The sequence below is a fragment of the Roseiflexus sp. genome (assembly GCF_057785375.1).
The window spans coordinates 138,567-155,371 of record NZ_JBYNRX010000097.1 but is presented as its reverse complement, the minus strand read 5'-3'; the positions used below and the strand labels follow the sequence as shown (position 1 = coordinate 155,371).

Annotated in this window: 13 protein-coding genes; 7 read left to right on the top strand and 6 right to left on the bottom strand. The window is 58.9% G+C overall.

All coding sequences use genetic code 11. From position 1 onward, the window contains the following. Nucleotides 1–265: 265 nt before the first annotated feature. The 3 genes from AC3EA7_RS19635 to AC3EA7_RS19625 form a co-directional block, all read right to left on the bottom strand. Nucleotides 266–1,462, bottom strand: a complete 1,197-nt coding sequence (locus AC3EA7_RS19635) for a radical SAM protein (RefSeq protein WP_488615767.1) — start codon at nucleotides 1,460–1,462, stop codon at nucleotides 266–268. Nucleotides 1,463–1,581: 119 nt separating this feature from the next. After that, on the bottom strand, nucleotides 1,582–3,750 hold the full coding sequence (locus tag AC3EA7_RS19630) for an ATP-binding protein (protein ID WP_488615766.1): 2,169 nt from the start codon (nucleotides 3,748–3,750) through the stop codon (nucleotides 1,582–1,584). A gap of 53 nt (nucleotides 3,751–3,803) precedes the next feature. Further along, nucleotides 3,804–4,484 (bottom strand): response regulator, encoded by a 681-nt coding sequence (locus AC3EA7_RS19625; RefSeq protein WP_488615765.1) that lies wholly within the window; start codon nucleotides 4,482–4,484, stop codon nucleotides 3,804–3,806. Between the two features lie 954 nt (nucleotides 4,485–5,438). Here AC3EA7_RS19625 and AC3EA7_RS19620 point away from each other — a divergent pair. The 3 genes from AC3EA7_RS19620 (at nucleotide 5,439) to AC3EA7_RS19610 (ending at nucleotide 7,594) form a co-directional block, all read left to right on the top strand. Continuing rightward, nucleotides 5,439–6,011: a DUF2085 domain-containing protein gene (locus tag AC3EA7_RS19620; RefSeq protein ID WP_488615764.1), complete on the top strand. Its 573-nt coding sequence runs from the start codon at nucleotides 5,439–5,441 to the stop codon at nucleotides 6,009–6,011. Nucleotides 6,012–6,149: 138 nt separating this feature from the next. Further along, entirely contained in the window at nucleotides 6,150–6,725 is a 576-nt protein-coding gene (locus tag AC3EA7_RS19615) for a TlpA family protein disulfide reductase (protein WP_488615820.1), read from the top strand. 11 nt (nucleotides 6,726–6,736) lie between these two features. Then, complete coding sequence (locus AC3EA7_RS19610) at nucleotides 6,737–7,594, top strand: DUF2085 domain-containing protein (protein ID WP_488615763.1); 858 nt, start codon at nucleotides 6,737–6,739, stop codon at nucleotides 7,592–7,594. A 1-nt stretch (nucleotide 7,595) separates the two neighbouring features. Here the strand turns inward: AC3EA7_RS19610 and AC3EA7_RS19605 are convergent, their stop codons facing one another. Further along, nucleotides 7,596–8,036, bottom strand: coding sequence for an RrF2 family transcriptional regulator (locus AC3EA7_RS19605; RefSeq protein WP_488615762.1), 441 nt, complete (start codon nucleotides 8,034–8,036; stop codon nucleotides 7,596–7,598). Nucleotides 8,037–8,576: 540 nt separating this feature from the next. Here AC3EA7_RS19605 and AC3EA7_RS19600 point away from each other — a divergent pair. The 4 genes from AC3EA7_RS19600 (at nucleotide 8,577) to AC3EA7_RS19585 (ending at nucleotide 12,043) form a co-directional block, all read left to right on the top strand. Further along, nucleotides 8,577–9,503 (top strand): DUF4007 family protein, encoded by a 927-nt coding sequence (locus AC3EA7_RS19600; RefSeq protein ID WP_488615761.1) that lies wholly within the window; start codon nucleotides 8,577–8,579, stop codon nucleotides 9,501–9,503. A 1-nt stretch (nucleotide 9,504) separates the two neighbouring features. Then, nucleotides 9,505–10,020 (top strand): hypothetical protein, encoded by a 516-nt coding sequence (locus AC3EA7_RS19595; RefSeq protein WP_488615760.1) that lies wholly within the window; start codon nucleotides 9,505–9,507, stop codon nucleotides 10,018–10,020. A gap of 207 nt (nucleotides 10,021–10,227) precedes the next feature. Further along, entirely contained in the window at nucleotides 10,228–11,271 is a 1,044-nt protein-coding gene (locus AC3EA7_RS19590; RefSeq protein ID WP_488615759.1) for an HNH endonuclease domain-containing protein, read from the top strand. Further along, on the top strand, nucleotides 11,243–12,043 hold the full coding sequence (locus AC3EA7_RS19585; protein ID WP_488615758.1) for an HIT family protein: 801 nt from the start codon (nucleotides 11,243–11,245) through the stop codon (nucleotides 12,041–12,043). Before AC3EA7_RS19590 ends, AC3EA7_RS19585 begins: the two co-directional genes overlap by 29 nt. A gap of 1,205 nt (nucleotides 12,044–13,248) precedes the next feature. Here AC3EA7_RS19585 and AC3EA7_RS19580 read toward each other — a convergent pair. Continuing rightward, complete coding sequence (locus AC3EA7_RS19580) at nucleotides 13,249–14,115, bottom strand: FAD binding domain-containing protein (protein WP_488615757.1); 867 nt, start codon at nucleotides 14,113–14,115, stop codon at nucleotides 13,249–13,251. A 284-nt stretch (nucleotides 14,116–14,399) separates the two neighbouring features. Continuing rightward, entirely contained in the window at nucleotides 14,400–16,781 is a 2,382-nt protein-coding gene (locus AC3EA7_RS19575) for a xanthine dehydrogenase family protein molybdopterin-binding subunit (RefSeq protein WP_488615756.1), read from the bottom strand. Nucleotides 16,782–16,805: the final 24 nt, after the last annotated feature.

Below are 16,805 nucleotides of genomic sequence, written 5' to 3'. Positions count from 1 at the left end.
TCCGCTGCCCTCGTCCGCCCGGCGGCGAAAGCAGCGGGCTACGGTTGCGAAGCCCGCCTGCGCGGGCTGCACCGGGCGATGCCGGATGCTGTGCGCATCCTCACGTGCGGTCAGTCAGCCACGATGTTCGCGCGCTCGGTTCACGTGAAACAACACGCAATGTTCATCAGGAGTATTTCACGAATGACTGCACATTGGCATCAGTTCTCGGTTCTCGGTTCTCGGTTCTCAGTTCTCAGTTCTCAGTTCTCAGTTCTCGGAACCCCTACCCTCGTTCGAGCACAATTTCGGAGGATGTTTCATTGGGTTGCACGTGGCGCTGCCAGCACCTGCGGAGCAACCCTGTTCGACCGACATACCAGATCATCGTACCAAGGCGGATGCCGAACCGATCAATGAAATACTGCCGACCGCGGCTGATCTGATAATGTTCACGGGCGCGCGCGATCAGTGCGGCGATCTCTGCTGACTCTTCGCTATCGCCGGGCGCCTCTGCGTGCTTTGGTACAAAAAAGCGCACTTCATCCAGTCCAAAGGTTGCCGACATATCAACGACCGCCGGGATCGCCGGATACTGCGAATCGAGGGCGATATGCCCATTGACGCGCATTCCCAGAGCGCGCGCTTGCCGCACTGCGTCGATGAGCGCATCGCGTTCATGCTTTGCGTCGAGTACCGCGAGCGCCGCAAACTCAAACGTCAACGCTTCGCAACCAGAGCGGTACATTGATTCAATCAGGCTATGGGTCAGGTGCGTGTGCGAGACGCGACCTTCCCACTTAATGCCCAGGTGTGTGCGCGAGATTTGAGACAGAAAGGCGTACAGCCAGTTGAGATCGTCGGTCAATGCCAGTCCTTCGAGGATGACGTGGCGCACGCCGTGTTCCTGCACGATGGATCGCAGTTCGGCATCCAGCAGTGCAGGCTGGCGAAACATCCGGGCGCCATCTTTGGAAACTCGCCCGATCAAAACGGGTGTGCGCAGCTCATCCTCTGATGTGACCAGCGGATACCGTTCGAGCGGCAGCAAATGACGGGCAGGGAAAGGCAGATTGTCGAGCGATTCGTCGAGCGCCAGCAGCCCGCACGCAACCAGATTCTTCGCATCGGAGGCATGGGGCGGGAAGCGATTGAGTTCAGCGAGCGCCTGCGCTGCAAGCCAGGGAGGGAGATGATCGCGTACCCCCAGCGTCAGCGGCAACACCAGGCCGCCGGTTCTCAATCGTTCGGCAATAACCGTTGCATCGGCAGCGTCATCGGCGGCGACAATGGTGATCTGCGGACGAAATGCGCGTACCGCTTCCAGATGGCTCACCTGCGGATCACCACGATAGAGCGCCAGATCATAGACCCGAACGATATGCCGTTGCTGTTCAAAAAACGCAGCCAGGTAGCACAACGGCAGGGGAGGCGTTGTGCGAGATTCATCCAAAAGGGGCAGGGCGACCAGAGCGATCTTCAAGACTCCCTCAACCACAAAACTCTGGCGATGATCATACCGCTACCAGGTTGATCAAAGTATAGCCAAGATCGTTGAGGAGTGAATGAATAGCCTGCTTTTGCCGGTAAAAGAAATGTAACTTACCCGGCAACGCATTCCTCGTTGACCACCAGCGGCAGCGTGAAGGTAAATGTCGTCCCGACGCCTTCTTCGCTTTCAACCCAGATGCGTCCGCCGTGCCCTTCGACGATTTGCTGGCAGATTGCCAGCCCCAGTCCCATATTCGTTCCGTGAGCGCGGCGATGTTTTGCCACCTGATAGAAGCGCTGAAAGATCTTCCCCAGTTCACTGGCGGGAATGCCCACGCCTGTATCGGAAACGCGCACACGCACTTCCTGTTCATGCACCTCGGCGGAGACGCGAATGATGCCGCCGGCTGGCGTCGCCTTGATTGCATTTTCGATCAGATTGGTCAACACCTGACCGATACGCTGATTATCGAACCGGCACAACGGCAGATTTGGCGTCTCGTTGACGAGAGACAGTTGTTGCTGCTCGGCTTGAAGGCTCAGTCGGTTCACGGTTCCCGCGATGAGCAACGCAAGATCGCCGACCTCGGGTTGGAGCGACAGACGACCGACTCTGAAGCGATTGTATTCGAGCAATTCGGACACACGACTGCTCAACTGCTCAATCTGACCATCAGCCATCGAAAGGAAGTCCTGCTGCAATGACGTCAGTGGTCCTGCACGGCCCTGCAGCACCAGTTTGACGAAGCCGTTCAGCGTATGGAGCGGATTGCGCAGTTCGTGCGACACCATCGAGATGAAGTCCATACGCGCGCGCTCTTCCGCTTTGTGATCGGTGATGTCATGCAGCACAATCGCGGTCAGATCGGGCAGATCATCGTCGGTGCGCACCCGTGACGCGACGGCCTGATAGACGATGCATCCCTCCTCGCACTCCGGGTCGCCGACGATCCATTCTGGTGATGCCACCGGACGACCGTCGTCGGAGAGGCGGCTTGCCAGTTCACGCATACGTTCCAGCCAGGGCTGTGGCGCCGAGGTGTCGTTGAGGAGCGCCTGCCCGATCGGATTGGCCAGCACGACGTTATACTCCTGATCGAGTACGATTAAGCCGTCGTTAATGTCACGGAGCACCGCCTGGAGCAGATGTTGCTGGCGACGCAGGCGGCTGTGCAGCTCGGCGTTGCCGATGGCGATGCCGGCCTGAGCGGCGAATGCCGAGAGATGACGGGCATCGCTGCTCGAAAATGCGGCAAATGTCGCACTGACGACGGTGAGCGCGCCCCGCGGCGGACCATCGCCAACAAAGAGCGGAACGCAGATGATCGAACGCACCCCGATTCGACTGATTTCACCGAGATCAGGGTCGAGCGCCGAGTCGGTCACGACGGCCGGCGTCTGATCCCGCATCACGCGGCGGATGAGCGGTTCGACCCACTGCGCCTGCAATCGTTTGTCGCGTGCATACATGCGGTTGTCCAGCAATCCGTCGGTTTGCAGCGTCAACACAACCGCATAGGTGCGTTCACCGCCAAACGTCTGTACAGTGCTATCCAGGATCTGCTCCAGCACATCGTCAAGGCTGAGGGTGCTGGTAATGGCGCGCAATCCTTCTTCGAGCGCATGACGCTCACGCATGCGCATGCGCAGTTCGTTTGCCAGATGCTCCAGTTCCTCCACGCGCGCCTCGCGCGTGTTCCGCTCGCGTTGCAGGTCGCTTCGCAACTGATGGATCAACGTCTTCTGCCGCGCACTCCCCATAATGGCAACGATACCGCACCCTAGACTCCCCGCGAGGAGGCCGGCCACACCCCATTGCTCGCCCGGCGTCAGCGCCGTGTTGCCGGCACGGTTCAGCAGCAACTGGAACAGGAAGATCGGTCCGAGCACGAACAGAATGACGGTCGTCGCAGGGTTACGGCCATAGCCGGAGAGGGCGCGCCACGCAATGAGCACATACACCGGCAGAAAATGCAGCAGCGATGTGGGGTTGCTGATCATGACGATGCTCAACGCTACATCGACCATGATCGACGCCCAATCGGTATGCGGCAGTCGCGCGGCGTTTCTGAGGGGATGGTCATACACTATCCAGAACAACCACAGATGGATTGCTGCATACCCGATCAGCGCCATCCAGATTGTTTCAGGCAGTGCGGCAAGCGACAGCCACAAAACCAGCGCAAGCGCCGGCACGGGCGCAAACAGATGGGTGAGATGTTCGCGGCGTTCAACCAACCAGTAAGGCAATTGTCGAGTCAGGCTCTCTCCAGCGATCATGGCTGCGTCCTCACGATAATGAGCGAACACGCACGTTGCGCCCAGGAACAACGTCAGGCTTCAAACTTGTAACCCAGGTTGCGGACGGTCAACACATGCCGTGGGTGTTCGGGGTCGCGCTCAATCTTCGTGCGCAAGCGGCGGATGTAGACGGCAACCAGATTGCTTTCGCCTTCGTAATCGTACCCCCAGACCTTATTCAGAATCTGGCTGGTATTCAGCACTCGCCCGGCGTTCTTCATCAGGTAATAGAGCAGGCGAAACTCGAGCGGCGTCAGTTCGATGACCCGACCATCGGCGAGCAGCACTTTGTGCTCAACCGGATCGAGCGTGATGTCTCCCTGGCTCAGGCGCGCCGAGGGGTTGAGCAGGTCGCTGTTGCGCCGCCGCAGTACCGCTTCCACCCGCGCCAGCAACTCTGACGGTTCGAAGGGCTTGACCAGGTAATCATCGCCGCCGATCTGCAACCCCGTCACGCGATCCTGCAACTGTGACCGGGCGGAGAGGAAAATGATCGGGACATCGGAGGTGCGACGAATCTGGCGGCACACATCAAACCCGTTCGTCTTCGGCATCATGACATCGAGCAGGATGAGATCCGGGTTGTGTTGTTCGACCGATTGCAGAATCGAGGGTCCGTCATAGGCTTTGATGACTTTATAGCCTGCTTCTTCGAGGAGAAAAGCCGTCAGTTTGACATTCGGCAGATCATCATCAGCAACCAGGATATACATACGCCTGTTCCTCTCTGTGTTCTGTCACACTGCCTCTGAGTCAGGACGAAGCCGGGGGTATCGCCCGCCATGGCTCTCATGCGTGATCGGTCGTATCGCAGTGCTGCAGTGCTCTCTACAATATGAACAGCATCTTCGCCGGAAAAGTTACGCAGCGGCGGGTAAGTTGCAAACAGTTCATTTTTGATGCGAGCTGAGAACTGAGAACCGAGAACCGAGAACTGAGAACCGAGAACCGAGAACTGAGAACTGAGAACTGAGAACCGAGAACTGAGAACCGAGAACTGAGAACTGAGAACTGAGAACTGAGAACTGAGAACCGAGAACTGAGAACCGAGAACTGAGAACCGAGAACTGAGAACCGAGAACTGAGAACTGATACCAATGTGCGGTCATTCGTGCAATACTCCTGATGAACATTGCGCGTTGTTTCACGTGAACCGAGCGCACGAACATCTTGTCTGACTGACCGCACGTTCGTATGAGAACCGAGAACTGATACTAAACGCCGTCATTCGTGCAATATTGCCGATGGACGCCCGCTGTTCCACGCGAACCAGGCGCCTGAATATCTTGTCTGACTGACTGCGCGTTCGTATGAGAATGCGCGGTCCTTTGGGCCATCAATGGTTATGGTTGTTGATCACATCATCGGGCATCGCCCGGTGCAGCCCGCGTAGGCGGGCCTGGCGCCCGTAGCCCGCGGCTTCAGCCGCCAGGCGGACTGACCGCACGTTCGTATGAGAACTCGAGAGTGCAGGGCTTTGTACGACGCCTGACTTTATCGGAGAGTTGCCAGATGCGTGGCGGGCTGTCATGTCCATCAGACGCGCAGGCAATCTCCTCTGAGGCTGTCATGTCCTGAGCGATACCGCATCTTCGTTCAAGTCATGAACGCATCCACGCTCGCGCCTCGTGTGGCGCAACCCGTCCCCCATCTGCTATAATCATGCTATGATGATCAATACTCCATCTCGTTCTCCATCCTGGATCGATCAGGCGGTCGCATGGATGTTTCGCCGCTGGCTCCTGATCACGAACGTCCTCCTTGGCATGTACGCAGGGTTGCCGTGGTTGTCGCCGTGGCTGAAGGCGAATGGACATCCGCTGGCAGGCGAGATCATCTTTCGCATTTATACGCCGTTGTGCCATCAGCGACCTGAGCGTTCGTTCTGTTTCTGCGGCTATCAGGTGGCGTTTTGTCACCGCTGCACATCGTTCTACGGCGGGTTGTTCATTGCTGGTGTGCTGTTTTCCGTTGTGCGGCGCTGGATTCGCCCTGTATCGTTGCGCTTCGGCGCATTCCTGCTGCTGCCGATGGCGCTCGATGCCGGTTCCCATATGATTAACGACATTCTAGACCTTGGTTGGCGCAGCGGCGGCGATGATGTCGGGTCGCTCAATTTCTGGCTGCGCATGGTCACCGGGGCGCTGGCGGCGCTCGCGGTGCTGCTGGTGGTCTACCCGCGGCTCGACCGCGAACTTCCGGCGCAGGCGCCGTCTATCGGATCCCCGATCGGCGGCTGATGGCATTCACTGTGCGCCTGGCGACTGAAGCCGCAGGCGACGGAAAGCGAAGCCCGCTTGCGCGGGCTGGCCTGGACGATAACGGGTTAATTGCTCAAACGCCATATGAGACAACGTAGAGCGTCAGACTTTCCCAGAGTGCAGTTGATACGGCGATGGACCGCCGTTGCGCTGCTGGCGCTGGCTGCGGCCCTGGCGGGGTGCGGCGGGCAGCGCACGGGATCATCGTCTGACGGTGACGCACCGATTGATATTCCGCCGGGCGTGGCAATCGAGTCGCGGCTGGTCGATCGCCGCGGCGGCGTGCCTGCGCCGGGGGATGTCGCGCCGGATTTCACGTTCACCTTTGCGAATGGCGAGACGCGCCGCCTGAGTGATCTGCGCGATGTAAAGGTCGTGATCAATTTCTGGGCTACGTGGTGTGCGCCGTGTGAGGAAGAAATGCCCGATTTGCAGCGTCTCGATGAGCGCGGCGATGTGGTGGTGCTGGGGGTGAACCGTCTCGAACTGCCGGATGTGATCATTCCGTTTGCGCGTGAGCGCAATCTGACGTTCACGCTCATCGCTAACCCCGACGGCGACATTGTGGAACGGTACGGTGCGAAGAATATTCCGGTCAGTTACTTTATCAACCGCGATGGCACGATCGGCTACCGGCAACTCGGCATCATGACCTTCGACATGATGCGGGAGCAGGTTGATCGGCTGCGCTGATGCGAGGCGCTATGGAACGAACGAGCGAAGAAATCATCGAACTGGCGCGCCGCGAAATTGCCGCGCGCAGGGAACGGGAACGCAGCGGGCGCGACATTACGTGGCGCTTCGCCTTCATTGGGCTGCTCGGCGCGATCCTGGCAGGGATGCTTCTGTGGCCCGGCGCGCCGGTGAACTGGAAGATGTACGCCGCCGTCCACGGCGTCTGCGCGCAGGTACACAACGTCTCGCTCGGCGGCGAGCAACTCCCGCTCTGTGCCCGCAACACCGGCATCTACAGCGGCTTTCTGCTGACCTTCATCTATCTAGTCCTGCTCGGTCGCGAACGCGCCGCAAAACTGCCGCCTCCCGCGATCGTCGTCGCACTGGCGGCGCTGGTCTTCATTATGGCGGTGGACGGCTTCAACTCCCTCTTCGTTGACCTGTTCCTGCCGCACCTCTACACGCCGCGCAACGAACTGCGCACCCTCACCGGCATCGGCATGGGCACAGCGATGGCGGTCGCGATCCTGCTCGTGCTGAACCTGTCGTTGCGGCGCGACCCCGACATGGAACAGCGGGTGATCGGCAACTGGCGCGAACTCGGCGGCGCGCTGCTGCTCGGGTTGCTGGTGCATGCCGCGATCTACGGCAATGTCGCCATCACCTACTGGCCCATCGCCATCGTCGCCTGGACCGGCATCGTCGGTATTTTGTTCCTGGTCAACCTGCTGATCGTCGCACTGGTGATGAACTACGAGGGTCGCGTGACACGGGTGATCGAACTGGCGCGCCCGGCGACCGTTGCTCTCGCGCTGACTGCCATTATGCTGGGGTTGATGGCGTGGGGACGCTTCTGGCTCGAAGCGCAGGGGTTGATGGTCTCGTAACTCAAATGTAGTACATCACCGTGCCGGAGCGTTGCGCCTTGCGCTGGCAGAGGTCTTCGAGCGTGACGCTCGCCAGGTAGCGCTCCAACATTTCACGCGCTCCGTCCCATACTTCGCGCACAAGATCGCGATCCATCGGCTCGGTTGGCGCAGGCGCGTCCCGTCCGCTGTCGAAGGTCAGCAATGGGCCTTCGAGCGCCAGAAGCGCGTCGAGCACCGTGATCTGCGACGGAGGGCGCGCCAGCCGATGACCACCCTGCGGACCGCGGATGCTTTCGATCAGCCCGGCGCGGCGGAGCAGGATCAGAATCTGGTTGAGGTAGTTCTCGTCGATCCCCTGACGGAGATGGATGTCGTGGCTCTGGATGGGTCCTTCACCGACGCGCTGCGCAAGATCGAGCAGCGCGCGCAAACCGTATTCGCCTTTGCTGGAGATGCGCATAGTCGAGTGATCCGGTCAAGTATTGTTATTATTGTAGCATAGCATGGATCGGGGGGAGAGGCAAGGGAGTCGTTGTCGATGGGGTGCAGGCATGAGTTGTCAGGAAACGACGCTACGGTTACCAGTGATTGAAATCGCCCCTGATGGGCCTGCAGCCGACCCTCCGCCAACGCGGACGGGAACGGCGGCGTCCACGCGCGGTGAGCGTGCCGAACCGCACAGGTGGACGCCCGGCGCGCACGCTCCCCAAGGCGCGGTTTCAACCGCCAGCCATGGTTTGCCGATTATATGTAGTTAATCTTCAGGGCTAGTTTGAACCGGGCGGCCTGGACCGCACAAGGGCAGGTCTCAGACGCGCCCTTACGTACCTCGCAGGGCTCGTTTCCCGGATGTGCGTGGTTTGGAGGCACACCCGTGCGCTGGGGCCTTTCGGAAGGGCGCCTGGTGTGCATATGCCTGCGCGAGCAGGCGTTTGGTTAGGCTCCACCTCTGTGGACGCTACTGTATCCATAGACGTGATTCGAGAAAGGCTTCTAGTCCATGCATGCTCTTTCTCTCGGTGCGCCTGCAGTGTCGGCTCCGTTGACATTCAGTGGGCACGAGACCTTCGCGCTTCGCAGCACCTGGCTCAAGAAAGCGTTTGATGTCCTGCTCGAAATCCCCGATCTTTTCTTCCGCGAAGATGCATTTGTTCTTCTGGGAGTCGGCAAGAATATGGCGCAGTCAATCCGCTATTGGGGAAAGGTTTGCGGGGTATTCGAGCGAACGCCTGATGGTTCGAGCCACACCATTACCTGGTTGGGAAGGAAGCTTCTGGCGGACGACGGATGGGACCCGTTTCTCACCACACCAGCAGCGAGTTGGCTTCTGCACTGGCAGATTGCAGCACGCCCCGAAGCGGCTTTTACCTGGTACTATACGTTCAATCTGCTCAAAGGCGGTGAGTTTGCACCTTCAGATCTCGTGCAACAAATCCTATCATTCCTCGTAGAAATCGACCATCGTCTCCCTTCCAAAGCAACCCTGACCCGTGATGTCGAATGCATGCTGAACTGTTATCTCCCGCCAACCGCCCCTAAGCAGGATGAGGAAGACAGGGTCTTGTGCCCGCTTACCAGCCTTAATCTGATACAATTGCTCCCAGGACAAAACAGTCGCCGCCTGGTGTCGGGGCGCCAGGAAAGTCTGCCGGATGCACTGGTCGCCTATGCCATTTTGAAGATGCTCCAGGCGAGCAAGCGCGCGACGGTTGCGTTCAGCGATCTCGCCTATGCGCCTCGTTCGCCAGGGCGTGTGTTCCGTATCGAGGAAGATGAATTGTTGCGCCGTCTCCAACGGTTGGACGAGGTGACCGACGGGCGCGCCTATTACACCGATCAGGCAGGCGTTCGGCAGGTCGCCTGGACCAATGGAGAAGAGCCGGATGTCGCTGAGTTTCTGCTTGATCGCGCGTTCCAAGAGATGTAGCATGACACACCGGAACGTATCCCTGCCGATTGCTCCGCGATATATGCGCTCGGTCCATCTCCTGCGGGATTGGTCGCCGCAGGGTGTTGGCATCCGCGACTATCAGATCACGCCGCTGGTTTTGCACACCGCAGAACGGATCATTGCAGGATTAAGCCCAGAAGCGCCAAGCCGGGCGTTCTCATTAATTGGACCCTATGGTGCAGGAAAATCTGCATTTGGCGTGTTTTTTGCCAGCCTGCTCCACATGAGTCCGGCCAATCGCCGGCGGTTGCTGGCGGAGCATACCAGTGCGTGTGTGGATCGCATATGCGATGCCCCAATGCTCTATCCCGTTCTGGTCAGCGGGAATAACAGTTCGTTCCGGCGGGCTGTCATGAGCGCACTGGCGGCATTGCCCGAAAGCCTGCCGCCACTCCGTGACAAACGTTTCAAGCTGCCGCGCGTGCTCAATGAGAGTGCTCAGCGAGCAGACATCGATCCGCAGCGTGTTGCGCTCTTCATATGGAACGAATGACAAGTAACCTTTCCATCTCCCGAACGGTAATAAATACAACAAAACATAAACCTCTTTACAGACTGCCAGTTTATGTATCCCTTACCCTACTCATCTCATCTTCCAATTTCTGCTCTGGCGGCGAGTTTCAACGATGTGACAAACTCGTACAAGTTCTATTGGTTTCTGTCCATTCTAGAAAAGATAAAGGATGAGCAAAGGCGAACGTTGCCCATTCTTGATCTTCTGGCACATATGCTCGTCATGGTCTGGTACCCTGCCAATTATTTTCGCCTCTCGTGTGGCAAGCAGGATCGGTTGGGCGATATTGCGGTGCTATTGGGAAAACGCGCCGGATTGCCGATGAATGCTGCTGCTGATCTCATCGCTGAGACTGTGATGAGACATGTCTCAAGTGGCGATGATCTGGGCAGATCAATACTGATGCTCGCTCGATATGTCCCCTATCGCTTCCTTCGTCCATTCTTCGCACAGGATCTGAGATGTGTCAGAGACACAGAGGTCAATAGTCGCATCGTGGGTCTGGCTTTTTCTATGTTTCATGACCCTGTATCTCCTTGCCTGTATCGATTTGTAGAACTTCAGCAACTATGCATCGAGATTCAACCGCTGTGGTTTGATTATCTCCAGCAGAACATGTCCATCCTGAGAGGTTTTTGTCTTTGGCATCTCGTTCAATACCTGCAAAAGAACAATCCGAATGTGCCGAATATTGCAGGGAAGTTGTTTGAGCCGCAAGAAAGAGATCTAAGGCAGGCACGGGAGTTCTGGAATATTATTTTAGAACAAAAAGGTTGGTTGGAGTGTATCTATTCGGATTCCAAACTGGGAAGGGGTCAATTTACGCTTGATCACTTCATACCCTGGAGCTTTGTCACGCACGACGCTCTCTGGAACATTGTGCCTGCCAGTAGATCGGCTAATTCTTCCAAGAGCGACAATCTTCCGAACATTGACCGATATTTTGGTTCCTTTTCTGCTGCACAATTTGAAGCTGTGAAGATTATTTCGGGAAAGCCTTCATTTTCGAGACTGCTCGAAGATCATGTTTTACTTTTCAAGGTTGCGTCTCAGGATGATTTTTTGCGAATGGATCTCGAATCCTTTGGAAGAACCCTCTTTAATTCAATTGCTCCACAAATTCAGATTGCTAGAAACATGGGCTTCCCATCCGACTGGGTGTATATTCCTCAGTCTACATCGTTATCAGGGGGAACTTCAAATGAATCTCGTCTTTCGTTCAATTCATAACCCTCATAGCCATCTTACTGTCAAAGAGCGTACTCAGGCATCCTTCCCGCTCAGGCATCTGCTCACACGAGGGCTAATCAACGGACGAGTGCTTGATTTTGGATGCGGATTGGGAGTAGATGTCAATCACCTAAAGAAGCAAGGCCACGATGTTACTGGTTATGATCCTTACTATGCGCCCAATGTCCCAAAGGGAAAGTTCGATACAATTATATGCCTGTATGTCTTGAATGTGTTGCTTCCAGAGGAGCAGTCTCATGTGTTGATGGCTATCTCGGAATTGCTATATCCAACCGGAAGCGCGTACTTTGCCGTTCGCCGCGATATTCAGCGTGAAGGTTTTCGCAACCACTTCAAATATCACAAGAACGTTTATCAATGCCAAGTCACGTTGCCCTACCAAAGCATCTTGCGCACTGATCATTGCGAAATTTACCGGTATCGTCATATTAATCAGTTGCAGGCAAATGAATCCTGTTCTTTCTGTGCTCCGGCAGGTAATTGTGATTTGTTGACCGAGTCTGCTAACGCCTATGCTGTTTTGGAAAAATCCTCATCTATACCTGGTCACACTCTCGTGATCCCCAAGCAGCACGTCAGTTACTTCAATCTTTCACTTTATGACAGGAATGCCTGCTGGCAAGTGGTAGATCGCGTGAAGATGCTGCTCAGCGAGCGTTTTCATCCTGATGGTTTCAGGGTGAAGGTCGGTCAAGGCATAGCCACAGAATGTGCCGGTTGGCACGGGTGTATCCATGTAATCCCCTGTTAGACATATCGAGCGGTAATAATAAGGAGTGGCTCGCCATACCTTACCCAACACACGGTCAACGCAGCAGCGTGCGCCGCAGGCGCAGGACGGGTATGGCAGGGCAACCAGGTGACAGGGCGCGGTCTGAGTCGTGGTCGCCCCCCGACGTGTCTGTTCGCGGCGCGCTCGATGGCAGGGCAACCAGGTGACAGGGCGCGGTCTCGTAGAGCGAACAACCCGATGTTGCCCGATCATTGCCCGTGTTGACCGGCTTGCGGCTGACGTTGGCTGAGCCTGTCGAAGCCAACGTCAGCCGCGCCACATCCTTGATTGTCCAGGTTGCAGGTGATCGCTCTATAGGTATAGACCCGCCCTTCCGCTGTTCAGCGACAGAATGGCAATTCAGAATAGCCTGTGCTACTCGAATCGTATGGGGCAAGCCCTTTCACGTCTTTCCATTTGCGCGCGAGGAGTTGCAGAAAGAGAGAACCCGATTCGTATGTGACAAGCCCTCCACGTCCTCAGCAAGGGACCTCAGCCCGCAGCGTCCTGCGCACGCCGCCCCGCACATACGCAAAGACACAGGAGCGCTCCTTCACCCCCTCTGCGCTTTCGCGCCTTTGGGTGATGCGGGCGCGCGTGGGCGTGGTGCGCAAGAGACCTTCGCCCCCTCTGCGCCTTCGCGCCTTTGGGTGATGCGGGCGCGCGTGGGCGTGGTGCGCAAGAGACCTTCACCCCCTCTGCGCTTTCGCGCCTTTGAGTGATGCGGGCGCGCGTGGGCGTGGTGCGCAAGAGACCTTCGCCCCTTCTGCGCCTTCGCGCCTTTGGGTGATGCGGGCGCGCGTGGGCGTGGTGCGCACGAGACCTTCGCCCCCTCTGCGCCTTCGCGCCTTTGGGTGATGCGGGCGCGCGCGGGCGTGGTGCGCACGAGACCTTCGCCCCCTCTGCGCTTTCGCGCCTTTGGGTGATGCGGGCGCGCGCGGGCGTGGTGCGCACGAGACCTTCGCCCCCTCTGCGCCTTCGTGCGAACCACAAAGCTCAAGCTGGCATCGATAGCCGCTGCTGCTCCTCGCCTCTCGCCTCTCGCCTCTCGCCTCTCGCCTCTCGCCTCTCGCCTCTTGCCTCTCGCCTCTTGCCTCTCGCCTCTTGCCTCTCGCCTCTTGCCTCTCGCCTCTCGCCTCTTGCCTCTCGCCTCTTGCCTCTCGCCTCTCGCCTCTTACCTCTGCCTACCCCCGCGCCCGGCGCACCGCCTCGGTCAGCGCGCGGCGGGTGTAGACTTTCACCATCGCCTGGCGGTACTCCGCCGATGCGTGGATGTCCCCCAGGTAATCGACCCCGTCGCCGGCGGCGCTTGCCGCCGCCGCTACGGCTGCGTCGTCGCCGGATGTGCCGACGAGCGCGGCTTCGGCGTCCGGCTGCCGCACCGCAACCGAGCCGGCGCCGGTGACGCCGATGCGACAGGCGGAGACGGTCCCGCCATCGAGTTTGACATACGCCGCAACCCCGACGATCGCGTAGCGCGATGCCGGGTGGCGCAGTTTGGCGTATGCCGCGCCTTCGCCTTTGCCCAGGATGGGGAAGATGACCGTCGTGATCACTTCATCCGACGAGAGCGCCGTCGTCAGCATGGCGACGAACATATCGTCGGCGGCAATGCTGCGCGCACCGGTCGGACCCATGACGTTGAACGTTGCGCCAAGCGCCAGCGCGACGGCCGGCAGGTCGGCGGCGGGATCGGCGTGCGCCAGTGAACCGCCGATAGTTCCGCGATTACGCACCTGAATGTCGCCGATCTGACCGACGCACTCGGCGAGGACGGGGCAGCCGGTGCGGACTGCGTCGTTCGTTGCGATCTCGTGGTAGGTTGCGCTGGCGCCGATCACCAGACGATCCCCGTTCGCCGTGATGCCCTTCAGTTCCGAGACGCGGCTGATGTCGATCAGCACGGCAGGTTGCGCCAGGCGCAGTTTCAACGCCGGCAGCAGCGAGTGACCGCCTGCCAGGAGTTTAGCATCGTCGCCGTGCTGCTGGAGCAACCCGATCGCCTCGTTGACTGTTCTGGGCGCAAAATACTGAAAGGGTGCCGGTATCATGAGCAATGCTCCTTAGTTTCAGGTATGCGCACCCAACGGACGCGCCGGATGCGCAACAACGATTTCGTACTGTATTTCTCAGCGAGGTTGATGCGAAATCGCAGCGTTTCGCAGTCATTACGCCTTTCTTTGCGTCAACTCGAATAGAGCGATCACGCCGTCCTGGAACATCTGGACTGCACATGGGGAGCGGTTGGCGTTGGCTGAGCCTGTCGAAGCCAACGCCAACCGCGCGATAGTCGTCTGGTGCAGCCTTTTCCATACTCAGCGATCGCTCTATAACATCAGGAAGTCGCCTGCGCCGAACGGATCGCCTTCCACACGTTTTCCGGAGTCGCCGGCATTTGCATGTGCTTGACGCCGAACGGCGAAAGCGCGTCGATGACCGCATTCATCACCGCTTGTGCGCTGGCAATCGTTCCCGCCTCGCCGGCGCCTTTTACTCCCATCGGGTTGACCGGGCTGGGAGTGACGGTGCGCGCCGTCTCGAACGGCGGCAGCATATGCGCTGCGGGAACGGCGTAGTCCATGAGCGTGCCGCTGATCAATTGCCCGTTCTCGTCGTACACGGCGCGCTCGTAGAGCGCCTGCGCCACGCCCTGGGCGATGCCGCCGTGGATCTGTCCATCGACGACCAGCGGGTTGATGACGTTGCCGCAGTCATCGACCGCCACGTAGCGTTTCAGATCGACGATGCCGGTATCGGGGTCCACCTCGACAATGGCGATGTGCGTGCCGAAGGGGAAGGTGCAGTTCGGCGGATCATAGTAGCTGGTTTCGTCGAGGAAGGGTTCCATACCTTCCGGCAGGTCGTATGCCACCGACGCCTGGAGCGCGATCTCCGCCAGCGTCTTCGCGCGGTCGGGCGACCCCTTGACGTAGACGCGCCCATTTTCGTACACCATGTCGTCGGGGTTGGCTTCGAGCATGTGCGCGGCGATCTTCTTCGCCTTTTCCTTGATCTTCGCCACGCTGCGGTAGACCGCCGTGCCGCCGACCGCCAGCGAGCGCGATCCGTAGGTGCCGTAGCCAAACGGCGTGCCCGCCGTGTCGGAGTGCTCGATCACCACGTCGTCATACGGCACCCCGAGTTCGTCGGCGACGATCTGGGCGAAGGTGGTCTCGACCCCCTGCCCATGCGGCAGGGACCCGGTGGTCACCACGACCGTGCCGGTCAAGTGGATTCGCACATTGGCGCTCTCCCACAAACCGGCGCCCCACCCTTCGCCGGGGAGACCGATCCACTTGCTCGGCGCGACGCCGCAGATTTCGACATACGAACTGAGCCCAAGCCCCAGGTATTTGCCCTGTTTGCGCGCCTCTTCCTGCTGCCTGCGGAAGTCGGCGTATCCGACGATCTCAAGCGCCTTGTTGAGTGCTGCTTCGTAGTTGCCGCTATCGTATGGGAGCAACCCCAGGCCATTGTCGTAGGGGAAGGCGTCGGGCGGGATGAAGTTCTTGCGCCGCACCTCTGCTGGATCCATCCCAATCTCGGCGGCGAAGCGGTCGACCATGCGTTCGATCAGGTACGACGCTTCGGGACGACCGGCGCCGCGGTAGGCGTCGACCATTGCCGTATTGGTGTAGACGCCGTACACTTTGACATGAGCAGCGGGAATGCGGTAGACGCCGGTAATGATCCGCCCGTAGAGAGTCGTCGGGATGCCAGGCGCAATCGTGCTGAGGTAGGCGCCAAGGTTGGCGTAGGTGGTGACGCGCAGCCCGGTGATCGTGCCGTCGCGGTTGCCGGCGATCTCGACATCGGTGATGTGGTCGCGCCCGTGGGTCGAGTACTTGTAGTTCTCGCTGCGGTCCTCGACGAACTTGACCGGGCGACCGATCTTGCGCGCCGCCCACATCGTAAAGGCCATGTCGTTGTAGCAGAAAATCTTCTGCCCGAAGCCGCCGCCGACATTCGGCGAGATGACACGCAGTTTCGTTTCGGGAATGCCGAAGACGAACGCCGTCAGCAGCAGACGCATGACATGCGGCGCCTGCGAGGTCGTCCAGAGGGTGAACTCGCCGGTTGCCGGTTCATAGCGCGCAATGGCGCCGCGGGTTTCCATTGGTGTTGGAATGAGGCGCTGATTGATAATCTGCTCGTGCACCACCACCTCAGCGGCGGCGATGGCGGCATCGGCTTTCGCCTTGTCGCCCGCATCCCATTCCATAACGATGTTGTTCGGCGCATTCTCGTGGAGTTGCGGCGCGCCGGGTTCGGTGGCTTTCTTCGCGTCCACCACCACCGGCAGCGGCTCATACTCGACCTCGATCAGGTCGCAGGCATCGCGTGCAATGTAGCGATCCTCGGCAATCACCAGCGCGACCGGATCGCCGGCGAAGCGCACCTCGCCGACTGCCAGGACGCGCGGCGTGTTGACGTTGTTCGTCACGCGCCCCGCCTGCCAGGCGCACGGCAGCGGGTTGAGGTCGAGCATATCTTCGCCGGTGAAGACGGCGATCACTCCCGGATGGGCTTTGGCTTTACTCGTGTCGATGGATTTGATTTTTGCGTGGGCATAGGGGCTGCGCAGCACGCAGGCGTGCGTCATGCCCGGGAGTTTGATGTCGTCGAGGAATCTGCCCTGTCCTGTGATCAATTGTGGGTCTTCGCGGCGCTTGATCGCCTGACCCACCAGCCGCGTTGGCATCGTTTCAGCCGTCATTGCTGTTTTGTTCCCTTCTAGTGC